Here is a 21,462-nt window from a genome sequence, read left to right as displayed (position 1 = left end):
AAAAACACATGAGGTTTGAGGACCTCTGTTTTTGGCAAATCCCGCGAAACTACGGACACTGGAAGTCGTGACTGCGACCCCCGATGCTTCGTCCACCCACGACACTCGATCCGCCGCACTCTTCCACCGGGCATCGAAGGTGACACCGGGGGGCGTCAACTCTCCGGTCCGCGCGTTCGGATCGGTCGGCGGCAATCCTCCCTTCTTCGCATCGGGATCGGGTCCGCTGCTCACCGACGTCGACGGAAAAACATACGTCGACCTGGTGTGTTCCTGGGGTCCGATGATTCTCGGGCACGCGCATCCCGCGGTCGTCGAGGCCGTCCGATCGACCGCGCTGGCGGGTCTGTCGTTCGGTGCCCCCACCGAGGGCGAGGTCGAACTCGCCGAAGAGATCGTCGCCCGCATCGCGCCCGTCGAGCAGGTCCGGCTCGTCAACTCCGGCACCGAGGCGACGATGAGCGCCGTCCGTCTCGCGCGCGGATTCACCGGCCGGTCGAAGATCGTGAAGTTCGCGGGCTGTTATCACGGTCACGTCGACGCACTGCTCGCCGACGCCGGTTCCGGCCTCGCCACCTTCGGTCTGCCCACCTCTCCCGGCGTCACGGGCGCCCAGGCGGGCGACACCGTCGTCGTCCCCTACAACGACCTCGCCGCCGTGCGTGCCGCCTTCGAGGCGAACCCCGGTGAGATCGCCGCGGTCATCACCGAGGCCGCCGCCGGCAACATGGGCACCGTCCCGCCGGTCCCCGGCTTCAACGAGGGTCTGCGCGAGCTCACGCGTGAGCACGGCGCGCTGCTGATCATGGACGAGGTGATGACCGGCTTCCGCGCGAGCCCGACCGGCTGGCACGGCATCGACGGGGTCTCCGGCGACCTCATGACCTTCGGCAAGGTCATGAGCGGTGGTCTGCCCGCCGCGGCCTTCGGTGGTCGCGCCGATGTCATGGCCCATCTCGCCCCGAACGGACCGGTCTACCAGGCCGGCACCCTGTCCGGTAATCCCGTCGCCGTCGCCGCGGGCCTCGCGAGCCTGCGTGCCGCCGACGCCGACGTCTACGCCGCCCTGGACCGCAACGCCGAGACCCTCGGTCGTCTGCTCGGCGAGGCACTCGCCGCAGAAGGGGTGCCGCATCGCGTCCAGAACGCCGGCACGCTGCTGAGCGTGTTCTTCACCGACGAGCCGGTGACGAACTACGAGCAGGCCAAGGCCGCGCAGACCTGGCGCTTCCCGGCCTTCTTCCACGCGCTGCTCGAGCGCGGCGTCTACGCACCCCCCAGCGCTTTCGAGACATGGTTCGTCTCGTCCGCGCTCGACGACGACGCGTTCTCGCGGATCGCCGACGCGCTGCCGCATGCCGCTCGCGCGGCCGCCGCGGCGACCGCGCCGTAGCGCCGCTCTCCTGCCTGCTCACACGAACCCGCCCCTCCCACACCCCTCGAGGAACATCGACGTGACCGACGCCGCCCCGTCCGAGACCCGCACGATCGTGCACGTGCTCCGCCACGGAGAGGTCCACAACCCCTCCGGAATCCTCTACGGCCGCCTGCCCGGCTTCCGGCTGTCGGTGACCGGCGAGGCCCAGGCACGAGCGGTCGCGGCGTCGCTCGCCGACCACGACATCGCGCACGTGGTCGCGTCCCCGCTCGAACGGGCCCAGCAGACCGCTACCCCGATCGCGGAGAAGCACGGCCTGCAGATCCGCACCGACGAGAACCTCATCGAGGCGGCCAACGACTTCGAGGGCCTGAAGGTCTCGGTCGGCGACGGCGCGCTCAGCAAGCCGCGCCACTGGTGGAAGCTGCGCGATCCGTTCACTCCCTCCTGGGGCGAGCCCTACCTGCAGATCGCCCACCGCATGCTCGCCGCCGTCAACGCGGCCCGCGTGGCTGCGGCGGGACGCGAAGCGGTGTGCGTGAGCCACCAGCTCCCGGTGTGGACGCTGCGCCGCTTCCTCGAGGGCGAGCGCCTGTGGCACGACCCGCGTCGCCGCCAGTGCAGCCTCGCCTCGCTGACCTCCCTGGTCTACGAGGGCGACACCCTCGTCGACCTGGTCTACTCCGAGCCGGCCGGCGCCTCCGACCCGAACGTCCACGGCGCATGAGAAAGGTGTTCCGGGCGACGGTCGCCGCGATATGCGGTGCCGTCCTGCTCACCTCCTGCGCCACCGGGGACGACGCCGTCGCCACCGGGGGAACGTTCGACTTCGTCTCGCCCGGCGGGCAGACCCGCATCTTCTACGATCCCCCGGCCGAACGCGGCACCCTCGGTGAGCTCACCGGCGAGGACCTCATGAACGAGGGGGAGACCATCTCCCTCGACGACTACGAGGGCCAGGTCGTCGTGCTCAACGTGTGGGGCCAGTGGTGCGCGCCCTGCCGCAGCGAGGCCGACGATCTCGAGGAGGTCTACGAGGCCACCAAGGATCTCGGGGTGCAGTTCCTCGGCATCAACGTCCGCGACAACCAGCGCGACAAGGCCCAGGACTTCGTCACCGACCAGCAGATCGGCTACCCGTCGATCTACGACCCGCCGATGCGTTCGCTGCTCGCCCTCGGACGGAACTACCCGACCTCGGTCGTGCCGACGACGGTCGTCCTCGACCGCGAGCACCGCGTGGCCGCGGTCTACCTGACCGAACTGCTCGCCGAGGACCTGCAACCGGTCGTCGAGCGGGTCGCGGCGGAACCGGATTCGGAGCAGTAACAGTGATCCTTGCGTCGGGTGTCGGGGAGACCTTCCAGAACGCGGCCCTGTCGGGTCCGCTGCTGCTGGCGATGGGCGCGTGCCTGCTCGCCGGTCTCGTCTCCTTCGCGTCGCCGTGCGTCGTGCCGCTCGTTCCCGGCTATCTGTCCTATCTCGCCGGGGTGGTGGGAGCCGAGGCTCCCGCCGTCACCGCCGAGCAGGCCGGTGCCCGCACCACGACCGTCCGCAGCGACGGTCGCCTCCGGGTGGCGGGTGCCGCCGGGCTGTTCGTCCTCGGATTCACCGTGGTGTTCGTCCTCGCGACCGCCTCGGTGTTCGGGGCGATCTCCGCGCTGGCCGTCAACCGCGAACTGCTCATGCGGGTGGGCGGTGTCGTCACCATCGTGATGGGCCTGGTCTTCATCGGCCTCATCCCGGCCCTGCAGCGCGACACGCGCCCGGCGCCCCGGCGCATCTCGAACCTCGCGGGCGCCCCGCTGCTCGGCGCGGTCTTCGCGCTCGGGTGGACCCCGTGCCTCGGCCCCACCCTCGCCGGCGTCATCTCGCTGGCGGCGGGCACCGAGGGCACCACCGCGGCACGGGGGGTGACGCTGATCGTCGCCTACTGCCTCGGCCTCGGGTTGCCGTTCGTCGTGCTCGCGCTCGGCTCGGCGCGGGCGCTGCGCGGGGTGGGCTGGCTGCGCACCCACGCGCGGACCGTGCAAATCGTCGGCGGCCTGATGCTCATGGCCGTCGGCATCGCTCTCGTCACCGGCGCGTGGGACCTGTTCGTGTCCTGGGTCCGTGACTCGTTCATCTCGGAAGTGACTCTGCCCGTATGACCGCGACACACACCCCGACCCCCGCACCGCAACCGTCGCCTCCGCCGCGACAGGGCGCGCTCGGACGTGCCACGGCCTTCGTGCGGAACACCTGGCGCGGCCTGACGTCGATGCGGACCGCGCTGGTCCTGCTGTTCCTGCTCGCGCTCGCCGCGATCCCGGGCGCACTCCTGCCGCAGCGCAGCCTCAACACCCAGAAGGTCGACGAGTACATCGCGGCCCGCCCGACGCTCGGACCGATCATGGACCGGTTCGAGCTGTTCGACGTCTTCGGCAGCTTCTGGTTCACCGCCGTCTACGTGCTGCTGTTCGTCTCGCTGGTCGGCTGCATCCTGCCGCGGTGCGTCGAGCACTTCCACGCCCTGCGCACCCCGCCGGTCGCCGCGCCGCGCAACCTGCAGCGCCTACCGCACCACACGCAGACGACCGTGGCCGACAGCCCCGCCGACGCCCTCGATCGGATCCAGGGAGAACTGCGCGGCTGGAAGGTCGTGCGCCGCGAGGGCGGTGCCCGCGGACGTGACGGCGAGATGACCCTGTCCGCCGAGAAGGGCTATCTGCGCGAGGCCGGCAACCTGGTCTTCCACATCTCCCTCGTCGGGCTGCTCGTCGCCGTCGCCGCCGGCAAGCTCTTCGGCTACGAGGGGCAGCGCATCCTCGTCGCGAACGGCGAGGAGTTCTGCACCACCTCGCCCGCCTCCTTCGACTCGTTCCGCGCCGGCAGCACGCTCGACGGCACCGGCCTGAACCCCATGTGCGTGCGGGTGAACACCTTCGCCGCCGACTATCTCGACAACGGCCAGGCCGAGATGTTCACCTCCGACATCGAGTACCAGTACGGCGACGACCTCGTCACGAACACCTGGCGCGACGCGCAGTTGAAGGTCAACCATCCGCTGCGGGTCGGCAGCGACCGCGTGTACCTGCAGGGTCACGGTTACGCCCCGACCTTCACCGTCACCTGGCCGAACGGCGAGACCCGCACCGAGACGATGCAGTGGGCGCCCGACGACGCGACGACCTTCCTCAGCAGCGGCGCCATGCGCTTCGACCCTCCCGGCGGCATGTACCCCGACGCCGACGAGCGCCGGAAGAACCAGATCGCGCTCGAGGGACTGTTCGCGCCGACGGCGTCCTTCCACGGCACGCTGCTCACGTCGATCTTCCCGGCGATGATGGACCCCGCCGTCGCGATCGACGTCTACAAGGGCGACTCCGGTCTCGACACCGGCAGCCCGCAGTCGCTGTTCTCGCTCAACAAGGAACTGATCAACCAGGGCCGCCTCGTGAAGCAGGACCGCGTGAACCTGCGTCCGGGGGAGAGCGTGACACTCGCCGACGGCACCGAGGTTCGGTTCGACAAGGCCACCGACTTCGTCAACCTGCAGGTCTCGCACGACCCGGCGCAGCAGTGGGTGCTCGTCGCGGCGATCGCGATGATGGCCGGTCTGCTCGTGTCGCTGCTGGTCAAACGACGCAGAGTGTGGGCGCGCGCGTACCCGAGCGGTACAGTGAACGACGGTGAACGACGAACCGTAGTAGAACTCGGTGGTCTCGCACGGACCGATCAGGCCGGATGGGGAGACGAGTTCGACCGACTGGTCGAGCGACTCCTCGGTGACGATGCACCCTCCGCCCCGGCGGCACAGGAGAAGAAGAACTGATGACACAGAACGACACCCTGGCGCGGTACAGCGACTGGGCCTTCGAATCGGCGTTCGCGGTGCTCGTGCTGGCGCTGGTGCTGCTCGTCGCCGAATATGCGACCCACCGCGCCGACGTCGTGGCCGAACGGGAACGCGAACTCGTCGCGGCCGGCCGGCGACCGGCCTCCGACAGCGTCGAACGCACCGCCGGCCCGGGTCGCGTCGAGGAGGCGCCGAAGCGCGCCCTGTCGCAGCGTCTCGGCAACATGGGCCGAGCGCTGGTCGTCGTGGTCGCCGGACTGCAGGTCGCCTCGATCGTGCTCCGAGGCCTGGCCACCGAGCGCTTCCCGCTCGGCAACATGTACGAGTTCGTCGCGATGGCGTGCACCGCCGCCGTGATCTTCGGCCTGATCGTCCTGCGCAAGCCGGCCTACCGGACCATGTGGGTGTACCTGCTGGTTCCCGTCCTGATCCTCATGTTCCTCGCGGCGACCGTGCTCTACGCCGACGCCGCCCCGGTGGTTCCCGCGCTGCGCTCGTTCTGGCTGCCGATCCACGTGACGATCATCAGCGTCGGCAGCGGCATCTTCCTCGTCTCGGGTGTCGCGAGCCTGCTGTTCCTCCTGCGCATCCGTTTCCCGAAGGGTGAGGAGCGCAGCGGTGTGTTCGCGTCGCTCGCCGAGCGTCTGCCCGACGCCCAGACCCTCGACCGTCTCGCCTACAGCACCACGATCATCGGTTTCCCGCTGTTCGGTGCCGGCATCATCCTCGGTGCCATCTGGGCCGAGGCGGCCTGGGGACGCTTCTGGGGCTGGGACCCGAAGGAGACGGTCTCGTTCATCACGTGGGTCGTCTACGCCGCCTACCTGCACGCCCGTGCGACCTCCGGTTGGCGCAACACCCGCGCGGCCTGGATCAACGTCGCCGGTTTCGTCGCGATGCTGTTCAACCTGTTCATCATCAACATGGTCGTCTCGGGCCTGCACTCGTACGCTGGGCTCAACTGAGGCTGCTATCGTCGCGCCGTCGTCCGTGACAGTCGACGGGGGGAGAACGCGGTGGATGGGGCCGACAACGGTTCGTCGGGGCTCGGCGGACACGCATTGGACGCGACGGCGCTGGACTCGTCGCTACTGGTACGCCCGGTCGCCGCGCCGCCGCGGAAGGGCTGGCGGCGGGTGGTCTACCGGGCGACCGGTGGTCGCGTCCATGTGGGGGAGAGCCCCCGGCAGCAGCGCAAGGAGGAATCGGCCGAGCGGGTGCGTGTACCGCTGCACGGCTGCCATCGGATCGCCCTGCTGAGTCTCAAGGGCGGGGTGGGCAAGACGACCACCACGGTCACGCTCGGTTCGACCTTTGCGGAGCTGCGTGGCGATCGGATCGTCGCGGTCGACGCCAATCCGGACCGCGGGACGTTGAGTCAGAAGGTGGCCGAACAGACGCCGGCCACGGTGCGCACGCTGCTGCGTGATCAGGAACTGCTCGAGACGTACGCGGACGTGCGCGCCTACACCTCGCAGAACACGCATCGTCTCGAGGTGCTCGCCTCGGACACCGATCCGGCGGTCTCGGAGGCCTTCAGCGCCGACGACTACGAGCGGACGCTGGGTCTGCTCGAGCGGTTCTACAGCATCGTGCTCACGGATTGCGGGACCGGGCTCATGCACTCTGCTATGAGCGCGATCCTCGAGAACGCCGACACTCTGGTCGTCATCAGTTCCGGTTCGGTGGACGGCGCCCGCAGCGCGTCGGCCACCCTCGACTGGCTCGACGCGCACGGCTATCGCGAACTCGTCGAGCGGTCGGTGGCCGTCGTCAACGCGGTGCGGCCGAGGTCGGGCAAGGTCGATCTCGACCTCGTGGTGCGGCACTTCGAACAGCGGTGCCGCGCGGTCCACGTCCTACCCTTCGACCCCCACCTCGAAGAGGGGGCGGAGATCGATCTGGACCGGTTGCAGTCGGGTACGCGGCGCGCCCTTCTCGGACTCGCCGCGGATATCGCCGACGGGTTCGCCGCGCGGTGACAGGCTCACCGCACACGGTGAAGGGTCAGTCGCCCCGTTCCTGATCGGACTCGCCGGTGCCGTCGCCACTGCGGCGGCGGTGCACCTCGCGATCGACCTTCCACAGGAAGTCGGGATCGTCGTCCGGACCCATCACGCGGGTCGGCGGACGGGACGTGGGACCGTACGCCTTCCACAGCAGGACTGCGAGTGTCACCGCACCGATGAGTGCCAACAGATAGAGCACGTTGCACCTCCTGACCGTGGCGGTGCCGGACGAGGACGTGCCCTCGCCGTGCACCTCCGGGCCGCGGCGACCGCAGACCGGTTCGTCCACATTCTAGGTGGGCGGAACCCGGTCCGGCACGTGGGTTCCGCGGGTGGTCGGCCGGGGTCCGGCAGGTGCACGCCGGAGGTGCGGATTCTGCTGTCTCGGATCAGCGCGTCGCTTCGGTCGTCAGGGAGCGGAGCAGCGCCAGGACCTCGGACTCACGGAAGCGGCGATGGCCACCGGGGGTCCGCAGCGAGCCCAATCGGCCGGCGTGGGCCCACCGGGTGACGGTCTTGGGATCCACATGGAACAGTGCTGCCACCTGGCCCGGGGTCAGCAGGGATTCCTTCGCGCCGTTGAAAGTGGGTGCGCTCATTGCGAATGTCCTCCCGGTTGTCGTGATCGTGTTGTTCGACGCGATCGAGTTGTTCGATCGGGATGTCCAAGCCCATGGTGGCACCGATACCCCTGGTTGCTCGAACGGTCTACGGTTGGTAAAGCGGAAGTAATAGACAAAACGGACGGATGTCCGACTTCCGGAAATCGTCGCGGAACTCGTCGTCCTGACGGCCGGTTAACCTGGAGTGGTGAACGACGAACGCCGGAACGAACCCTCGGATACCCCCTCCCAGCGCACTCCACACCCTCACGGCGAGGGCGCCACGGCCGCAGGCCGTCGAGCGGGGACCGGGTCCCTGATCCGGGACGTCGCGTTGTACTCCGTGGCACGGCTCGCCCTCGTCGTCGTGCTCACACTGCTCATTCTCTACGTTCCGCGGGCATTCGGGGTGGAAATCCCCCTCCTCGTCGCGGCCCTGTTCGCCGTGCTCATCGCCCTGCCCGTCTCGCTCGTGCTCTTCGCCTCGCTGCGGCGTCGCGTCAACGAGAGCATCGCCGCGGTCGACGAGCGCCGGCGTACCGAACGCGCCGACCTCGAGAAGCGCATGCGCGGCGAGAACGGGCGGTGACGGCGACCGGCGCGGTCGTCGACCGCAGCGCACCCCGGGACTGGGTCGACAACGCCGTCCGGCTCATCGAGGCCGACGCTCAGCGCAGCGCCGACACCCACCTGCTCCGCTACCCGCTCCCGGCGGACTGGCGCATCGACCTGTACCTCAAGGACGAGTCGACGCACATCACCGGCAGTCTCAAGCACCGCCTCGCGCGCTCGCTGTTCCTCTACGCCCTGTGCAACGGCTGGATCCGTGAAGGGACCCCGATCATCGAGGCGTCGTCCGGGTCCACCGCGGTCAGCGAGGCGTACTTCGCGCGACTCCTCGGCCTCGACTTCGTGGCCGTCGTACCGCGCCGCACCTCACCGGCGAAGGTCGCGCTCATCGAGGCCCAGGGCGGCCGGTGCCACTACATCGACCGCCCGCCGGAGATCTACACCGAGGCGCAGCGGCTCGCCGACGAGCTCGGCGGCTGCTTCATGGACCAGTTCACGAACGCCGAGCGGGTCACCGACTGGCGAGGCAACAACAACATCGCCGAGAGCATCTACTCGCAGATGCGTCTCGAGCGTCATCCCGTGCCGGAGTGGATCGTCGTCGGCGCCGGGACCGGCGGCACGAGCGCGACTCTCGGCCGCTACATCCGCTATCGCCGTCACCGGACGCGGCTGGCGGTCGTCGACCCCGAGAACTCGGCGTTCTTCGGTGGGTTCGAGACGGGTTCGGCCGACTACACCACCGGCATGCCCTCGCGCATCGAGGGGATCGGGCGTCCGCGCGTCGAGCCGTCCTTCGTGCCCGAGGTCGTCGACCGGATGGTGCGGGTGCCCGACGCGGCGTCCATCGCCGCCATGCGGCACGCGAGTGCCGCGCTCGGACGCCGGGTGGGCGGCTCGACCGGCACGAACCTCTGGGGAGCCTTCGGTCTGATCGCCGAGATGCTCGCGGAGGGCCGTGAGGGCAGCGTCGTGACGCTGCTGTGCGACGGCGGCGAGCGCTACGCCGACACCTATTTCTCCGACGAATGGGTCGTTGCCGAGGGAATGGATCTCGCCGCACCGCTCGCGATGCTGGAGAAGTTCGCGACCACCGGTCGGTGGCCTCGGTAGATCGTCCACCTGCGCGGATCCCGCTTCTTGTCAATCTTCGTTGACGCGCTGGAGTTGTCAACCTATATTGACACCATGAGTGAAGCCACCACCCTCGCCGCTGCCGCCGCGAGCTCCGATCCCGCAGTGGGCCTGCGCGCCGTGCGTGCCCTGCGCCGGCTGCTGGAACGGCTCGAGGAGGTCCAGGTCGCGAATGCCCGGGATCGAGGTTGGTCCTGGCAGGCCATCGCCGACGAACTCGGCGTCAGCCGGCAGGCGGTCCATCAGAAGCACAACCGGAAGCGCAGGTGATCGACATGTTCGAACGATTCGCCGACAGTGCCAGATCCGTCGTCGTCGCAGCACAACAGGAAGCGATCCGGGTGCACGATCCCCGGATCGAGGCGCCACACCTGCTCATCGGTGTCGCCGTCGCCGCGGAGGAACCGCTGCGGGTCCTGCTCGCGGAAGAAGGTCTCACGGTCGACGGGCTCCGCTCCGACCGGGCCGCCCGGACCACCGACGCCCCACTCGGTGAGGAGGACGCCGCGGCACTCGAAGCGATCGGCATCGATCTCGACGAGGTCCGGAGCCGTCTCGAAGCCGCCTTCGGCAAGGGGGTGCTCGACGGGAAGAGCGCCGATCGGCGGGGCGGCGCGAACCGGCTCGGCCACATCCCGTTCGACCGGGCGGCGAAGAAGTCGCTCGAACTCGCGCTGCGGGAGGCGATCGCACGCCGCGAACGCGTCATCCGTCCCGAGCACATCCTGCTCGGACTGCTGCGCAGCGACGATCCGGCGACCGTCGCCCTCGTGGAAGCGCACGTGCCGCGCGCGCAGCTCCGTGAGCGACTGAACGGCCACCTCGACGCCGCCGCCTGATCCTTCGGGCGGTTACCGGGTCGGCTGGGCGGGAACGACGGCGAGCGGACGCCCGGCGACGAGCGGGACGACCGTCGCCGCGACGAGCAGCAGCGTGCCGACCGCGATCGTCGCGAACGGCCACCACTGACGATCCGACGTCGCCGTGACCTCCGCGGCCTGCGTGTCCGGAGCGGCCGGCGCGGTGCGCGGCAGCGCTTCGGTGGCGGACCGGACGTTGTCGGCGATGCCACCGACGACATCGGCCACCGGCCCGACACCGTCGACGAGCTGTCCGGTGCCGTCCGTCAGGGCCCGGCCACCGTCGTCGAGGAGGACGAGGCCGTCGCGGAGCTGCCGCGAGCCGTCGGCGGCCTGCGCCATGCCCGCGACGAACTGCGCGTTCGGATCGGTGAGTTCGTAGGCGAGCTGCCGTGCGCCGTCGCGCAACTGCCCGAGCTGGTCGAGGGTGTCCGGCCCGAGGCCTTGCGTGTCGAGGGTCTCGACGAGTCCGCGCAGTTGGCCGGCCGCGCCCTGCGAGACCGGATCCGCGGACGCACCGAGCGTGTCGGCGACGGCCGTGAGGCGCGCCGTGACGTCGCCCTGCATCTCCCCGAAACCGGAGAGCCGGTCGACCACCTCGTCGACGCCACCGCTCACCTGGCGGGCGCCGTCGCCGAGCATGTCGACACCGCCGTCGAGCTGCCCGAGGCCGTCGGCGAGCTGCTCGCCACCGTCGCGAGCCTGCCGGAGGCCGTCGGAGAGTTGACGGGCACCGTCGTCGAGCTGGGTGCTGCCCTCCGTCAGCTGCCCGACCCCGCCGTCGAGCACCGACAGCGGCAGTCCGGCCCGTTGCAGGTTGCTCCGCGCCTCGTCGACGCCGTCCGCCGAGGGACTCGGCTCTTCCGCGACGGTCGCGACCGCCGTCTCGGGACGGTCGAGCCAGGCGAAGACCGAACCCGTGCCCACGAGGAGCAGTCCGGTCACGGCGAGAAGCAGGGGGAGAAGACGTGAACGCACGCCGGCCGACGCTACCGTCCGTCGCTGAGAGGCCCCTGAGGGGGAGGGGCGACCCCGCATGCGTCCGATTTGCCCGTTACGAGACCGGGTTCCGTGTGCCACAGTGGCACCATGATTTCTCTGATACTGCGGTTGATCATCAACGCGGTCGGTCTGTGGCTCGCGGTCGAGCTGGTCGACGGGATCGACTTCACCGATCCCGCGGGCACCTCCGACACGACCCGCGCGGTCATCACGCTCGTCGTGCTGGCCGCCATCTTCACCGTCGTCAACGCACTCGTGAAGCCGCTGGTGAAGCTGCTGTCGCTGCCGCTGGTGATCCTCACCCTCGGGCTGTTCCTGCTCGTCGTCAACGCGCTGATGCTCATGCTCACCGCGTGGCTGAGCGGCTTCACCGAGTACGGCCTCACGATCGACGGCTTCTGGGCGGCACTGTGGGGCGGCGTGATCATCGCGATCGTCAACTTCGTCCTCGGACTGGTCGTCCCGGACCGCGACTGATCCCGCCCGTCCGCGGCAGATTCCGCCGTGCCCGCGTCCTGGTCAGCCGAAGGCCAGCGCGGGCGCGGTGGCCACCGCCCACACGAGCATCGCCACACCCGAATCGCTCAATGCCGGGATCAGCGCGAGACCGAGGGCACCGGCCCGCACCGGCTTGTGCGCGCGGACCGCGAACGGCGCGGCGAGGAAGCCGGCGAGCGCCCACGGCGTCGCCGCGACCAGCACCAGCGACATCACGAACGGCACCACGACCAGCACCAGGTGGAGCGTGCGGGTCCTCGGATCGCCCAGCTTGACCGCCAGGGTCCGCTTGCCGGTCTCCGCGTCGGTCGCGATGTCGCGGAGATTGTTCGTCACCAGCACGGCCGTCGAGATCGAGCCGACGGCGATCGCGCACGCCAGACCCACCCAGTCGACGCGACCGGCCTGCACGAACTGCGTGCCGAGCACCGCGACGAGCCCGAAGAAGACGAAGACGCCGATCTCCCCGAAGCCGCTGTAGCCGTACGGGTTCTTCCCGCCGGTGTAGTACCAGGCCCCGGCGATGCAGACCGCGCCGACGAGCACGAGCCACCAGGCGGTCGTGACGGCGAGAGCGAGTCCCGCGACGGCCGCGATGCCGAAGCACACGAACGCCGCGCGCTTGACGGCACCGGGGCTCGCCGCGCCCGAGCCCACCAGCCGCATCGGCCCGACCCGCTCGTCGTCGGTGCCGCGGATGCCGTCGGAGTAGTCGTTGGCGAAGTTCACGCCGATGATCAATCCGAGCGCGACGACCAGTGCCAGCAGCGCCTTCCACCACACGGCCTCACCGAGCCACGCCGCAGCGCCCGTGCCTGCCAGGACGGGTGCTATCGCATTGGGGAGGGTGCGCGGACGAGCGCCTTCGAGCCATTGACCAGCCGTTGCCATGGATCGATCTTCGCACCCGGGCCCGCCTGCCGCGTCGTGCGCACCCCGTCAGGAGAAGCGCGAGACGAGGGCTCGGCGATCCACCTTGCCCGGCCCACGCAGCGGCAGTGTGTCGACGACCTGCAGCTCACGCGGCGCAGCAGTGGGATCTAGCGTGGCCTCGACGTGGTCCCGGAGCTCGGCGAGCGTCGGCGTCGTGCCGGGGGTGGGAACGACGACGGCCGCGACGCGCTGCCCGAGCCGGGGGTCGGGCAGACCCACCACCGCGACCTCCCGGACGGCCGGGTGCTCGACGAGCACGGCCTCGACCACCTGGGGGACCACGGTGAGCCCGCCGGTGGAGATGGCCTCGTCGAGCCGTCCCAGGATGCGCAGGACCCCGTCGTCGAGCGTGCCTGCGTCGTCGGTGCGGAACCAGCCGGGTTCGGCGAAGGCGGGATGATCGGGCAGGTTCCGGTAGCCCGAGGCGAGCGTGGCGCCGCCGAGCCACACCCGCGAGTCGCCGTCGACGCGCACGTGCACCCCGTCGAGCGGCACGCCGTCGTAGACGCAGCCGCCACAGGTCTCGCTCATGCCGTAGGTGCGGACGACCGTGATACCGGCCGCGCGGGCACGTTCGAGGACCGGCACGGGAGTCGCGGCCCCACCGAGCAGGATCGCGTCGAGGCGGGCGAGCGCCGCGGTGGCGTCGGGATGATCGAGGGCCTTGATCAGCTGGGTGGGAACCATCGAGCTGTACCGGCGAGGACCCGGCATGGCGTCCACCGCCGCCGGCAGATCCGCGGGATCGAAACCGGCGGACACGTTGACGACGACGGGTTCGGTTCCGGAGAGCAGGCCGCGCAGCAGCACCTGCATGCCGGCGATGTGATGGGCGGGCAGGACCAGGAGCCACGAGCCCGTCCCACCCAGCCGGGCGTGGGTGGCGTCGCCGCTCGCGCGCAGCGCCTGCGCGGAGAGCAGGGCGCCCTTCGGGGTCCCGGTCGTGCCGGAGGTCGCGACCACCAGTCCCACCCCGTCGGCGACGGGTTCACCGGGGCTCAGCGCATCGGTGAGGCGGAGTGTCTCCCGCTCGTCCCCGGCAGGGACGGGGAGCAGCGCCGGTCCGTCACCGTCGAGCATGCGCTGCAGGGCGGGCAGCACGGATCGGACGGCGGACCCGGCCGGGACGGGCAGGAGCTCGAGTGTGGTCACAGATCGTATTGTGTCGTGTCCCATCCGCCCGCTTCGAGTTGGCGGCGGACCCGGTCCACGTCGTCGGGCGACGGCATGTTGTTGGTGATCTTGCTGATCAGGACCGCGATGTCGATGCGGTTGATCGAGAGGTCACCGTCCTCGACCAAGGTGTCGGCGACCTGGGCGACCTCCTCGTCGGACAGGCGCCGCGCGAGCAGTGCGAACAGGGGTACGTAGTCCTGTTCCGGCACCCCTTCGGGGTAACCGGCGCGGAGCCACTCGACGATGGAAGCGAGAAACGGCGGGAGGGCCACCCGTCACTCCGATCAGAAGATGTCGATGCCGAATGTTCCGGCGAGGAAATCGGACGCCAGCAGGAGGATGCCCGCCAGGATCGCGCAGGCCACCACGGCGAAGCACAGCACCGCGGCGGTCCGGGCCGCCGGATTCGGTGTGCCGTCGCTGCCGCGACCGGTGTCGAGCGCGCGGACCCCCAGCGCGAACAGGGAGGGCAGGCCGGCGCCGAGCAGCAGGCCCACGAGAACGACCTGCCACAGGGAGTCGAGGGTGTGCGTCAGCAGGTTCACGAGCGTCCTTCCCCGGTGACCGTTTCGGAGGCACCCGGCGCCGGGGCGAGCTTGTCGTCCCAGTCGGCGGTGACGTTGGAGGCGTCGACGGGCTGTCGGCGCGAGCGCAGCCACATGAACACGGCCAGGGCGCACAGGATCGCGAACACGACGAGCACGCCGGGCATGCCGCCGATGAGGTGGGCGAGCCCCCAGCAGGTCGCTCCGACGACCGCGGCGCACGGCAGGGTGATGACCCACGCGACGACCATCCGTCGCGCCACCGACCAGCGCACCTCCGCGCCCTTGGTGCCCAGACCCGTGCCGAGGATCGAGCCCGTGGCGACGTGCGTGGTCGACAGCGGCAGACCGAAATGGCTCGAGGTGAGGATGATGGCGGCCGACGACGACTCGGCGGCCAGGCCCTGCGGCGGGGCGATCTCGACGAGACCCTTGCCCAGCGTGCGGATGATGCGCCAGCCGCCGAGATAGGTGCCGAGTGCGATCGCGACGGCACAGGCGACCTTCACCCAGAACGGCATGTCCGTGTCGGCGGTGATGGTGCCGTGGGCGACGAGGGCCAGGAAGATCACGCCCATCGTCTTCTGCGCGTCGTTGGTGCCGTGCGCGAGGGACATCAGGGACGCCGTGCCGATCTGTCCCAGCCGGAAGCCGCGGTCGCGGTGTTCGTTGGAGACGGAGCGGGTCAGGCGGTGCATCGACCAGATGCCCACCGTGGACACCAGCGCCGCGATGACGGGCGCGAGCACGGCGGGGATCAGGACCTTGCCGAGCACTCCGTCCCACACCACGCCCTGGACACCGATCGACGCCAGTGCAGCGCCGACGAGACCGCCGAACAGGGCGTGCGACGAGCTGGACGGAAGGCCGAACAGCCAGGTCGAGATGTTCCAGAGGATCGCTCCGACCAGACCGGCGAAGACGATGAGCAACAGATCGGTACCGCCGACGGTGTCGAGGTCGACGACACCCTTCGCGACGGTCGCGGCGACTTCCACGGACAGGAAGGCGCCGACGAGGTTGAGGGTCGCGGACAAAGTGACCGCGGTTTTGGGTTTGAGGGCGCCGGTGGCGATGGATGTCGCCATGGCATTGCCGGTGTCGTGGAAGCCGTTGGTGAAATCGAATGCGAGGGCAGTGACGACCACCACCAGGAGCACGACGAACTCTGCGGTCACGTCTGTCGATTGTGGGGTAGCGGGCACGTGAATGTACAGCGACGGGGGTGTGAATTCTGCGTCTCGCCGTCACGCCCGACCGGTTCTTTCGGACTCCGACCATGAGCGGAGTGCAGAGCAGACCGCGCGGCTTGTGTGCAAGATCACCGGCGCCGCGCGACTGCCTGCGGTCGTGCCCGGGTACCTCCGTTCGTCAGCGGAGGTCGCGGCGCAACGGATGGTCCTCGGGGATCTGCACCAGGACGATCGGAATCCCGTCGGGATCGGCGATCCACAGCTCGTGCAGTCCCCACGGCTCCTGCTTCGCACCCCGGACGATGCGTACACCCTTCAGTGCCAGCTCGGCCTCGGCGTCGTAGACGTCGCGCACCTGGAGCCACAGGGCGCCGTGGAACACCTCGTCGCTGTCGTCGGACCGGCCGTGGGCGGCGATCTCGATGAGCGACTGCCCCGCGAAGAAGACGGTTCCGCCGGGATACTCGCGGGCGACCGCCAGTCCCAGCGTCGAGCCGTAGAACTCGAGGGCGGCCTCCTGATCACGCGGGCGGAGGATGGTGCGGCTGCTGAGGATCTCCACCGTCACTGCTCCTCGGCCGGGCGGGCCTCGTGATGGCGGCGGCCGTGTGTGCGCCGCGATTCCTTCATCTCTGCTTCGAACAGATGGCGCCGGCCCTGCACGAGTTCGTCGCGCACCTGCTTCTCGAAGGTGCGGAAGTCCGACCAGTAGCCGTCGTCGAACTCCTCGACGAGCTGGAAGGTCCAGCGACCCTCGGCGATGTTGCGTCCGATGATCTCGGTGTCGAGACGCTCGGCGATCTCGTCGTGCCCGGCCTCGCGGAACAACTCCTCGGCGTCGCCGGTGAGCAGATCGGCGCGGCCCATCAGCTGGTGGAAGGCATAGAGATGGCCCCGCGCCTGCTCGACGGTCTCGAGGGCCTCGGACAGTTTGCCGGTCGCTTTCACAGTGGCGTCGGAGACGCCTTCCGGGCGGGTGTGGGCGGTTCGCGGACTCTGGCGATCGGTCATGTCCCACAGTGTGCCCGAGAGCACACAGTTCGAACGTAACTGGACATATGTGTTTGACGAAGCTTCGGGTGGGACATTACTGACGGCAACGGTGCCCATGACAGCGCCGGCCTGCCACAGCGGGTCCGACGCAGCCGTAATCCGCGGCTGCGCGGCACCGCCGACAACGAGTGAGGAGACCTGCCATGGCGACCGACTACGACGCTCCCCGCACCACCGACATCCTGGGCGGCGGTGGCACTGCCCTGGACGAGCTGGACATCAAGCCCACCGCGGCCGCCGACACCGACGAGGGTGAGATCCTCGAGACCCTCGACCTGCCCGGCGCCGACCTCTCGGCACTGTCGGCGGAGGAGCTCTCGGTCCAGGTCCTGCCGAAGCAGTCGGACGAGTTCACCTGCATGGGCTGCTTCCTCGTCCAGCACCACAGCCGCCGCGCGACGGGCGACGGCGAGCAGGCCTTCTGCCGCGACTGCGTCTGACCTTCCGTCCGACGACCCCTCCTTGCGTGGCGAACCGGGCCTTGCACCTGCTGTAGCAGGGGCGAAGCCCGGTTCGTCGCGTCAGGATCAGTAGTAGTGGGGGTACGGCGACCAGTCGGGATCGCGCTTCTCCAGGAAGGCGTCGCGACCCTCGATCGCTTCGTCGGTCATGTAGGCCAGGCGCGTGGCCTCGCCCGCGAACAACTGCTGGCCGACGAGTCCGTCGTCCTGCAGATTGAAGGCGTACTTGAGCATGCGCTGCGCCTGCGGCGACTTGCCGTTGATCTTCTGCGCCCACTCCAGCGCGACGTTCTCGAGCTCGTCGTGGTCGACGACCTTGTTGACCGCACCCATGTGGTGCATCTCCTCGGCCGTGTAGGTGTCGCCGAGGAAGAAGATCTCCCGCGCGAACTTCTGGCCGACCATCTTGGCGAGGTAGGCGCTGCCGTAGCCACCGTCGAAGCTGCCCACGTCGGCGTCGGTCTGCTTGAAGCGAGCGTGCTCGCGGGAGGCGAGCGTCAGGTCGCACGTGACGTGCAGGCTGTGCCCGCCGCCGGCGGCCCAGCCGTTGACCAGAGCGATGACGACCTTCGGCATGAACCGGATCAGCCGCTGGACCTCGAGGATGTGCAGGCGGCCGGCGCGGGCCTTGTCGACGGTGTCGGCCGTCTCGCCGCTCGCGTACTGGTAGCCGCTGCGGCCCCGGATCCGCTGGTCGCCGCCGGAGCAGAACGCCCATCCGCCGTCCTTCGGGCTCGGGCCGTTGCCCGTGAGCAGCACGACGCCGACGTCGGAGGTGGTCCGCGCGTGGTCGAGCACGCGGTAGAGCTCGTCGACGGTGTGCGGGCGGAAGGCGTTGCGCACCTCGGGACGATCGAACGCGACGCGGACCGTGCCCTGCGTGACGTGTCGGTGATAGGTGATGTCGGTGAGGTTCTCGAACCCGGGTACCGGGCGCCACAATTCTGGATCGAAGGTCACCTCGTCACCATAAAGGGCCGGGCATCGCGACGATGTGTGCTGCCGCCCGATAACGTGCACAACCATGAGCGAGCAGACCGATCCCCGCGACGACTACGAACACCACGGTGGATTTCCGGTCTACGAACCGGTGAAGGCGGGGCCGAACTACGGTCGCTTCGTCGAGACCTTCCGGCGTCTGCAGGATCTGATGGTCGCCACGAACCCGCCGGACGAGGTCGTCGACCGCGCGATCGAGCAGACCGAGGCCCTGGTCGATCTGCTCGCCGAGCACGCCGTGCCCGAGGGCCGCTCGCCCGCCGGCTTCAACGTGGACCTGCCCGGACGCGGCAGTGCGCTGCTGCTGCCGTGGACGATCGAGAAGTACGGACCGGACGGTGTCCGTGAACGCGGCGTCTTCCGCCGCTACCACCTCGGAGGCAACGGGGCCGCGCACGGCGGCACGTTGCCGCTGCTGTTCGACGACCTGTTCGGCATGGTCATCCACGCCAACGGCCGGCCGATCGCCCGCACTGCCTATCTCCACGTCAACTACCGCAGGATCACCCCGATCGAGACCGAACTCGTCGTCGACGGCTGGGTCGACCGCGTGGACGGTCGCAAGGCCTTCTGCAAGGCCGAACTGCGCGATGTCGACGGCAACCTCCTCGCCGACTGCGAGGCGCTGATGGTCCAGTTGCTGCCGGGCCAGCCGTGACCTCCCTACCCCTCCCGTCCGCGGACGAGCTGCTCGACGGGGCGGTCGTCGTCTCGATGCCCATGCGCGTCCGGTTCCGCGGCATCACCGAACGCGAGGTGCTGCTGCTGCGCGGACCCGCCGGGTGGGGCGAGTTCGGGCCGTTCCCCGAATACGGTGACGACGAGGCGGCGCACTGGTTGCAGTCGGCGATCGAATCCGCCTGGCAGGGCCATCCGGCTCCGCGCCGCTCCCGGATCGCTGTCAACGCGACCGTGCCCGCCATCGGCCCGGAGCGCGTCCCCGAGGTGCTCGCCCGGTTCCCCGGCGCGCGCACCGCGAAGGTGAAGGTCGCCGAGCCGGGCCAGGATCTCGCGCAGGATGTCGCTCGTGTCCGGGCCGTGCGCGAGCACGTGCCCAACGTCCGGATCGACGCGAACGGCGGCTGGAGCGTGGACGAGGCCGTCCGTGCGCTCACGGCACTCACCGCCGACGGTCCGCTCGAATACGCCGAGCAGCCGTGCGCGACCGTCCCCGAACTCGTCGAGGTGCGCCGGCGACTGCCCGGGGTGCGCATCGCGGCGGACGAGAGCATCCGCCGCGCCGAGGATCCCCTGCGGGTCGTGCGGGCCGGGGGAGCGGATGTCGCCATCGTGAAGGTCGCGCCGCTCGGCGGGGTCCGACGCCTCGTCGCGCTCGCCGACGAACTCGCCGGACACGGCGTCGAGGTGGTCGTCTCGAGCGCTCTCGACTCGGCGGTGGGAATCGCCACCGGTCTCGCGGCGGCCGCTGCCCTGCCCGACCTCCCGTACGCCTGCGGGCTGGGCACGGGTGGCTTCTTCGAAGCCGACGTCGCGCCGGCTCTGCACATGTCCGACGGAGCGCTCGACGTCGTCGCGGTCGAGCCCGAACCCGAGCGGCTCGATGCGCTGCGGGCCGATCCCGATCGAGTCGAGTGGTGGTGCGAACGGGTGCGTCGGTGCCGTACGGTGCTCGCCGGACGCGGACTGTGACGACCTCGCCGGACGCGGACTGTGACGGCACGGAATCGTCGTATATCGTTCCCCGCGTCCCAACGGTCACAAGTGTCACATCTACGGAGGCAGTGAAAGTGGTTGCAGCTCTGGGCGATGCCCTCCTCGGCGCCGACAAGTTCCCGGCGGTCAAGGCAGACGTCGAAGCCCTGATCGATGCTGAGGTGTCGGACAAGAAGGGTGCGTCCGGTCTCGCCCTCAAGGGTGGCTACGCAGCAGTGAAGAAGGTCGGCCCGGGCATCGTGCCGGGTGCCGTCGAAGGTCTGCTGCCCGAATTCGTCGAGAAGCTCCAGCCGTTCTGGGTGGAGTACGCAGGCAACGGTTCGTTCTCGGACTTCCTGGTCGCCCGCGGCGAGGTCGTCGCCGACGCTCTTCTCGGGGTGACCGACGAGCGCATCGCCGGCACGTCGAAGTCCGGTGTCAAGAAGGTCTACGACTCGCTGCGCCCCTCGGCCAAGAAGCACGTCGTCGAGGCCCTGCCGCGCCTGGGTGATCTCATCCAGAAGCACGCCGGCTGAGCCGACACCAGCGACATCCGGACGTCGCGGTCCCGAACCGGTTCGCCGGTCGGTACCGCGACGTTCGTCGTTCCGGGGAAGATTCGGACCGTCAGTAGACGGGCTCGCCGTACTTCCAATATCCGATGAAGGTCACCGCCGACCGGTCCCAGCCGCACTCGCGCACGAGATGACGGCGCACACCGGTCGCGAGCGACGACTCGCCCGCGACGAACGCGTGGGTGGAATCCGACGACGGGGTCGCCTCCCGAACCGCATCGACGACGAGACTGCCCGGTACCGCCTCGGCATCGGTCCTGATCACCGGATGAACCCGCACGTTCTCTCCCGTCGGCAGGTCCTGGGCGGTGAGGTCGTCGGGGTGCGGAACCTCGACGAAGACCTCGACGGACGCGAGCGGATCGAGGGCGAGGATCGAGTCGAGGATGCCGGCCACGGCGGGCACGGCGCTCTCGTCACCGACGAGCAGCCACGACCGCGCCTCGTCGAGAGGGAGGTTGCTGATGCCCTCGTCGAGGATGCCGATCTCGTCGCCGGGCTGTGCCCGCTCCGCCCATGCCGAGGCCGGGCCCAGATCGCCGTGCGACGCGAAATCGATCTCGATCTCGGAAGTCGGGCCGAACAGCCCGGTTCCCGCAGGTCGCACGCGGCGGAACGTGTAGTTCCGCAGCACGGGCCGCCGCTCCTCGGGGAGCTCTTGATATTCGGGCCACCAACGGTCGTCCGTCGCCCCGGGGAGGGTCAGTTCCTGCTGCTCCGGGGTGGGGAAGAACATGCGGAACCAATGGTCGAAGCCCATCGGTGCGATCGAGTCGACGTCGTCGCCGCTCACGGTGATGCGCACGAAGGTCGGGCTGATGCGTTCGGCGGCGAGTACCTGCGCGCGCACCATCCGCCGCGACCCGGGCTTGAGATAGGGGTTGCGCCGTGCGGTTCCGGTGCTCTTCGCCATGCGGCCCTCCGAGGTTGCTCGGATGCCATCACTGACGACGTGCAGCATCCCGACGATCGTTCAGCGGAGC

Annotated in this window: 28 protein-coding genes; 16 read left to right on the top strand and 12 right to left on the bottom strand. The window is 69.6% G+C overall.

Annotation, left to right across the window (positions count from 1 at the left end; translation table 11 throughout):
- Positions 1-67 precede the first annotated feature (67 nt).
- The 7 genes from hemL (at position 68) to LPH33_RS18470 (ending at position 7,198) form a co-directional block, all read left to right on the top strand.
- The gene (gene hemL / locus LPH33_RS18500; protein WP_229565347.1) at positions 68-1,393 is read left to right on the top strand and encodes a glutamate-1-semialdehyde 2,1-aminomutase; all 1,326 of its coding nucleotides are present in this window, start codon (positions 68-70) and stop codon (positions 1,391-1,393) included.
- 61 nt (positions 1,394-1,454) lie between these two features.
- Positions 1,455-2,105 (top strand): histidine phosphatase family protein, encoded by a 651-nt coding sequence (locus LPH33_RS18495; RefSeq protein WP_016696081.1) that lies wholly within the window; start codon positions 1,455-1,457, stop codon positions 2,103-2,105.
- On the top strand, positions 2,102-2,707 hold the full coding sequence (locus LPH33_RS18490; protein WP_106201465.1) for a TlpA disulfide reductase family protein: 606 nt from the start codon (positions 2,102-2,104) through the stop codon (positions 2,705-2,707). Before LPH33_RS18495 ends, LPH33_RS18490 begins: the two co-directional genes overlap by 4 nt.
- 2 nt (positions 2,708-2,709) lie before the next feature.
- Positions 2,710-3,528 carry a cytochrome c biogenesis CcdA family protein gene (locus LPH33_RS18485; protein ID WP_016696083.1) on the top strand — a complete coding sequence of 273 codons (819 nt, stop codon included), beginning with the start codon at positions 2,710-2,712 and terminating at the stop codon, positions 3,526-3,528.
- Entirely contained in the window at positions 3,525-5,192 is a 1,668-nt protein-coding gene (gene resB / locus LPH33_RS18480) for a cytochrome c biogenesis protein ResB (protein WP_106201466.1), read from the top strand. Before LPH33_RS18485 ends, resB begins: the two co-directional genes overlap by 4 nt.
- On the top strand, positions 5,192-6,181 hold the full coding sequence (ccsB, locus tag LPH33_RS18475) for a c-type cytochrome biogenesis protein CcsB (RefSeq protein WP_229565345.1): 990 nt from the start codon (positions 5,192-5,194) through the stop codon (positions 6,179-6,181). Before resB ends, ccsB begins: the two co-directional genes overlap by 1 nt.
- Before the next feature lie 51 nt (positions 6,182-6,232).
- Positions 6,233-7,198: a MinD/ParA family ATP-binding protein gene (locus tag LPH33_RS18470; RefSeq protein ID WP_106201467.1), complete on the top strand. Its 966-nt coding sequence runs from the start codon at positions 6,233-6,235 to the stop codon at positions 7,196-7,198.
- A gap of 25 nt (positions 7,199-7,223) precedes the next feature.
- Here the strand turns inward: LPH33_RS18470 and LPH33_RS18465 are convergent, their stop codons facing one another.
- Together LPH33_RS18465 and LPH33_RS18460 are read right to left on the bottom strand one after the other, a co-directional pair.
- The gene (locus LPH33_RS18465; protein ID WP_026061601.1) at positions 7,224-7,424 is read right to left on the bottom strand and encodes a hypothetical protein; all 201 of its coding nucleotides are present in this window, start codon (positions 7,422-7,424) and stop codon (positions 7,224-7,226) included.
- A gap of 190 nt (positions 7,425-7,614) precedes the next feature.
- Positions 7,615-7,824 (bottom strand): BldC family transcriptional regulator, encoded by a 210-nt coding sequence (locus tag LPH33_RS18460; protein ID WP_006552323.1) that lies wholly within the window; start codon positions 7,822-7,824, stop codon positions 7,615-7,617.
- A gap of 208 nt (positions 7,825-8,032) precedes the next feature.
- On the opposite strand from LPH33_RS18460, the gene LPH33_RS18455 reads away from it, so the two are divergent.
- From LPH33_RS18455 to LPH33_RS18440, 4 genes are all read left to right on the top strand, one after another.
- Entirely contained in the window at positions 8,033-8,416 is a 384-nt protein-coding gene (locus tag LPH33_RS18455) for a DUF4229 domain-containing protein (protein ID WP_016694334.1), read from the top strand.
- Positions 8,413-9,510 (top strand): PLP-dependent cysteine synthase family protein, encoded by a 1,098-nt coding sequence (locus tag LPH33_RS18450; protein WP_088897075.1) that lies wholly within the window; start codon positions 8,413-8,415, stop codon positions 9,508-9,510. Before LPH33_RS18455 ends, LPH33_RS18450 begins: the two co-directional genes overlap by 4 nt.
- Positions 9,511-9,585: 75 nt before the next feature.
- Positions 9,586-9,801, top strand: a complete 216-nt coding sequence (locus LPH33_RS18445) for a helix-turn-helix domain-containing protein (protein ID WP_088897076.1) — start codon at positions 9,586-9,588, stop codon at positions 9,799-9,801.
- A gap of 5 nt (positions 9,802-9,806) precedes the next feature.
- Entirely contained in the window at positions 9,807-10,370 is a 564-nt protein-coding gene (locus tag LPH33_RS18440; protein ID WP_202399736.1) for a Clp protease N-terminal domain-containing protein, read from the top strand.
- Between the two features lie 12 nt (positions 10,371-10,382).
- Here the strand turns inward: LPH33_RS18440 and LPH33_RS18435 are convergent, their stop codons facing one another.
- A complete protein-coding gene (locus LPH33_RS18435) occupies positions 10,383-11,369 on the bottom strand; it encodes a hypothetical protein (protein WP_160875267.1) in 987 nt (328 codons plus the stop codon).
- A 111-nt stretch (positions 11,370-11,480) separates the two neighbouring features.
- Between LPH33_RS18435 and LPH33_RS18430 the strand changes: the two genes are divergently transcribed.
- On the top strand, positions 11,481-11,870 hold the full coding sequence (locus LPH33_RS18430; RefSeq protein ID WP_016694329.1) for a phage holin family protein: 390 nt from the start codon (positions 11,481-11,483) through the stop codon (positions 11,868-11,870).
- 42 nt (positions 11,871-11,912) lie between these two features.
- On the opposite strand, the gene LPH33_RS18425 is transcribed toward LPH33_RS18430, so the two are convergent.
- The 7 genes from LPH33_RS18425 to LPH33_RS18395 form a co-directional block, all read right to left on the bottom strand.
- Entirely contained in the window at positions 11,913-12,782 is an 870-nt protein-coding gene (locus LPH33_RS18425; RefSeq protein WP_085469622.1) for a 1,4-dihydroxy-2-naphthoate polyprenyltransferase, read from the bottom strand.
- A gap of 48 nt (positions 12,783-12,830) precedes the next feature.
- The gene (gene menE / locus LPH33_RS18420) at positions 12,831-14,000 is read right to left on the bottom strand and encodes an o-succinylbenzoate--CoA ligase (RefSeq protein WP_202399735.1); all 1,170 of its coding nucleotides are present in this window, start codon (positions 13,998-14,000) and stop codon (positions 12,831-12,833) included.
- On the bottom strand, positions 13,973-14,272 hold the full coding sequence (locus LPH33_RS18415) for a DUF3349 domain-containing protein (protein ID WP_006552314.1): 300 nt from the start codon (positions 14,270-14,272) through the stop codon (positions 13,973-13,975). The genes menE and LPH33_RS18415 overlap by 28 nt, the downstream gene beginning before the upstream one ends.
- A 12-nt stretch (positions 14,273-14,284) precedes the next feature.
- Positions 14,285-14,545, bottom strand: coding sequence for a hypothetical protein (locus LPH33_RS18410; RefSeq protein ID WP_016694326.1), 261 nt, complete (start codon positions 14,543-14,545; stop codon positions 14,285-14,287).
- Positions 14,542-15,723: an inorganic phosphate transporter gene (locus LPH33_RS18405; protein WP_229565343.1), complete on the bottom strand. Its 1,182-nt coding sequence runs from the start codon at positions 15,721-15,723 to the stop codon at positions 14,542-14,544. Before LPH33_RS18405 ends, LPH33_RS18410 begins: the two co-directional genes overlap by 4 nt.
- Before the next feature lie 193 nt (positions 15,724-15,916).
- Positions 15,917-16,300, bottom strand: coding sequence for a VOC family protein (locus LPH33_RS18400; protein WP_145693277.1), 384 nt, complete (start codon positions 16,298-16,300; stop codon positions 15,917-15,919).
- A gap of 2 nt (positions 16,301-16,302) precedes the next feature.
- Complete coding sequence (locus LPH33_RS18395; protein WP_186455303.1) at positions 16,303-16,749, bottom strand: hypothetical protein; 447 nt, start codon at positions 16,747-16,749, stop codon at positions 16,303-16,305.
- 185 nt (positions 16,750-16,934) lie between these two features.
- Here LPH33_RS18395 and LPH33_RS18390 point away from each other — a divergent pair, with 185 nt between their 5' ends.
- Positions 16,935-17,231 (top strand): DUF4193 domain-containing protein, encoded by a 297-nt coding sequence (locus LPH33_RS18390; RefSeq protein ID WP_016694322.1) that lies wholly within the window; start codon positions 16,935-16,937, stop codon positions 17,229-17,231.
- Between the two features lie 87 nt (positions 17,232-17,318).
- Here the strand turns inward: LPH33_RS18390 and LPH33_RS18385 are convergent, their stop codons facing one another.
- The gene (locus LPH33_RS18385; protein WP_016694321.1) at positions 17,319-18,212 is read right to left on the bottom strand and encodes a 1,4-dihydroxy-2-naphthoyl-CoA synthase; all 894 of its coding nucleotides are present in this window, start codon (positions 18,210-18,212) and stop codon (positions 17,319-17,321) included.
- Between the two features lie 64 nt (positions 18,213-18,276).
- Between LPH33_RS18385 and LPH33_RS18380 the strand changes: the two genes are divergently transcribed.
- The 3 genes from LPH33_RS18380 (at position 18,277) to LPH33_RS18370 (ending at position 20,440) form a co-directional block, all read left to right on the top strand.
- Entirely contained in the window at positions 18,277-18,909 is a 633-nt protein-coding gene (locus LPH33_RS18380; RefSeq protein ID WP_160875265.1) for a PaaI family thioesterase, read from the top strand.
- On the top strand, positions 18,906-19,901 hold the full coding sequence (locus tag LPH33_RS18375) for an o-succinylbenzoate synthase (protein ID WP_019291219.1): 996 nt from the start codon (positions 18,906-18,908) through the stop codon (positions 19,899-19,901). Before LPH33_RS18380 ends, LPH33_RS18375 begins: the two co-directional genes overlap by 4 nt.
- Positions 19,902-19,999: 98 nt before the next feature.
- Positions 20,000-20,440: a DUF6918 family protein gene (locus LPH33_RS18370; RefSeq protein WP_033096107.1), complete on the top strand. Its 441-nt coding sequence runs from the start codon at positions 20,000-20,002 to the stop codon at positions 20,438-20,440.
- Positions 20,441-20,531: 91 nt separating this feature from the next.
- On the opposite strand, the gene LPH33_RS18365 is transcribed toward LPH33_RS18370, so the two are convergent.
- Positions 20,532-21,392, bottom strand: a complete 861-nt coding sequence (locus tag LPH33_RS18365; RefSeq protein WP_033096351.1) for a siderophore-interacting protein — start codon at positions 21,390-21,392, stop codon at positions 20,532-20,534.
- Positions 21,393-21,462 lie beyond the last annotated feature (70 nt).

The sequence above is a fragment of the Rhodococcus sp. RDE2 genome, from assembly GCF_020885655.1.
Lineage (GTDB): Bacteria > Actinomycetota > Actinomycetes > Mycobacteriales > Mycobacteriaceae > Rhodococcus > Rhodococcus pyridinivorans.
This window is presented reverse-complemented; position numbering and strand designations above follow the sequence as displayed.

Coding starts and splice junctions, on each gene's coding strand:
- LPH33_RS18490 (WP_106201465.1), top strand. CDS start 2,102: ATGAGAAAGGTGTTCCGGGCGACGGTCGCCGCGATATGCGGTGCCGTC.
- resB (WP_106201466.1), top strand. CDS start 3,525: ATGACCGCGACACACACCCCGACCCCCGCACCGCAACCGTCGCCTCCG.
- ccsB (WP_229565345.1), top strand. CDS start 5,192: ATGACACAGAACGACACCCTGGCGCGGTACAGCGACTGGGCCTTCGAA.
- LPH33_RS18460 (WP_006552323.1), bottom strand. CDS start 7,824: ATGAGCGCACCCACTTTCAACGGCGCGAAGGAATCCCTGCTGACCCCG.
- LPH33_RS18445 (WP_088897076.1), top strand. CDS start 9,586: ATGAGTGAAGCCACCACCCTCGCCGCTGCCGCCGCGAGCTCCGATCCC.
- LPH33_RS18440 (WP_202399736.1), top strand. CDS start 9,807: ATGTTCGAACGATTCGCCGACAGTGCCAGATCCGTCGTCGTCGCAGCA.
- LPH33_RS18430 (WP_016694329.1), top strand. CDS start 11,481: ATGATTTCTCTGATACTGCGGTTGATCATCAACGCGGTCGGTCTGTGG.
- LPH33_RS18425 (WP_085469622.1), bottom strand. CDS start 12,782: ATGGCAACGGCTGGTCAATGGCTCGAAGGCGCTCGTCCGCGCACCCTC.
- menE (WP_202399735.1), bottom strand. CDS start 14,000: ATGGGACACGACACAATACGATCTGTGACCACACTCGAGCTCCTGCCC.
- LPH33_RS18395 (WP_186455303.1), bottom strand. CDS start 16,749: ATGACCGATCGCCAGAGTCCGCGAACCGCCCACACCCGCCCGGAAGGC.
- LPH33_RS18390 (WP_016694322.1), top strand. CDS start 16,935: ATGGCGACCGACTACGACGCTCCCCGCACCACCGACATCCTGGGCGGC.
- LPH33_RS18380 (WP_160875265.1), top strand. CDS start 18,277: ATGAGCGAGCAGACCGATCCCCGCGACGACTACGAACACCACGGTGGA.
- LPH33_RS18365 (WP_033096351.1), bottom strand. CDS start 21,392: ATGGCGAAGAGCACCGGAACCGCACGGCGCAACCCCTATCTCAAGCCC.